The following is a 1577-nucleotide window of genomic DNA, read 5'->3' as shown; positions in this document are numbered from 1 at the left end:
GGGGTGTCCCTATGTTTTTGTCAAGCGTCAGGCCGGTGTTGACGAGAACAGTCTTGGGAGTAGTTTCTTAGGCGTGCCTAGGAGCCGACCAGCGTGTGCTGGTCGGCTTCGTTTTTGGGCTTTATGCGGCGACGGGGCGTGGCGGGATTTCGCGGAAGAACTCCTTGTTTTTCAGCATTGCGTAGATGACATTGCATCGGCGTCGTGCCAGGCAGATGACTGCTGCGTTGTGGCGTTTTCCTTCAGCGCGTTTGCGTTCGTAATACCGCCGTGACGGTTCGTGGCTGCGGATAACCGCGAATGTGGAGTAGCACAAGGCGTTTTTCAGTCGTTTATTGCCTGACCGTGCTGGGAACTCACCTCTGATCGACGAACCTGATCGTCTAGTGACGGGCGCTATTCCAGCATAGGCAGCTAAGTGGCCAGCACTATCGAAGTCGGAGCCATCACCGATCGCAAGAAGGATCTGCGCTGCGGTCTTGATGCCGACTCCGGGCATACTCATCAAGACCTCACAAAGAGGGAAATCAGCGAGCATCTCTTCAACCTGTTCAGCGATGGTGTTTCGTTGCTCTTTGAGGGCCTTGATGTGTGCAGCCAGTTGAGGAATTACTAACTCGGCGGCATCGCTTCCAGGCACGGTGACTGTTTGAGCTTTCAGTGCTGCAAAAATGTCGTCTACCAGCGGGGTGGGGTCTTTACGTGTGTGTTTGATCATCCAGTTCAACACTCGTTGGTATCCGGCTCTTTTTAGCCCCTGCGGTCCCTTGTAATGAATCAATAAATCCAGGATCGGCGTGCGAGTCAGGGTGCTACCAGCAAAAACTCGTTCCAGGCTGGGATAGATCTGGGTGAGGATACTGCGAAGTCGATTGACAGTGCGAGTGCAATCGCGGGCGATGTCATCATCGAAGCCGGACAGCATCTTTAGAGCGGAAAGTACCTCATCATTGCGGTCGACGGCACGAAGCGTGTGGGGCATTGTGCGGGCGGTGTCGGCGATGATGAATGCGTCGCGTTTGTCTGTTTTTGCACGCCCCGGATAGAGATCTGCAGCTTTGCGCATCGCAAGACCTGGCAGGTATCCGACTTCGCAACCGCAGTCCCGGGCTACAGCAATTGGTAGTGCGCCGATGGTGTTGGGTTGGTCGACGATCACGAGCACGGTGCCAAGCTTTTGAAGCTGGTGAAAAACGCCTGCTAGTTCGGATTCGAGTTGGGGCAACGGTTTGTCGAAGACCTTGTTGCCATCACGGTCTAAGGCGCAGGCGTGGTGTTCAGATTTGCCGACGTCTGGGCCGAGGAATATGTCGATGGAATGCTCCGGAGACATGATGAGCTCCTAGAAAACGAGATGGGTATGGCGTTGATCCAGTCGCTGGCGTCATGACCTTCGTTGCAAGCACCCACGTTACAAAGAGACCTAGTTTGAAACTGGCCGTGTCCCTATCAGCTGTCATCGAAAGTCCTGGCACCCGGCGGCAACACCCCCCCGGATTATGGAAACTACAGGGCAAGTAAGCCATACCGGGACCAGCGACTATCCCCATTATCAGGGACACTCACAAGGTAACGGG

The 1577-nt window shown here is 54.9% G+C and carries 1 protein-coding gene; it reads right to left on the bottom strand.

From position 1 onward, the window contains the following. Window positions 1-121 precede the first annotated feature (121 nt). Entirely contained in the window at window positions 122-1333 is a 1212-nt protein-coding gene (locus HMPREF0183_RS00125) for an IS110 family RNA-guided transposase (RefSeq protein WP_005881429.1), read from the bottom strand. Window positions 1334-1577: the final 244 nt, after the last annotated feature.

The organism is Brevibacterium mcbrellneri ATCC 49030, from assembly GCF_000178455.1.
GTDB lineage: Bacteria > Actinomycetota > Actinomycetes > Actinomycetales > Brevibacteriaceae > Brevibacterium > Brevibacterium mcbrellneri.
Note: the sequence above shows the minus strand (reverse complement) of the source record. Positions and strands in the feature narration are given on the sequence as shown.

Excerpts from the sequence above, each read along its gene's own strand:
- HMPREF0183_RS00125 (WP_005881429.1), bottom strand. The coding sequence starts at position 1,333 with ATGTCTCCGGAGCATTCCATCGACATATTCCTCGGCCCAGACGTCGGC.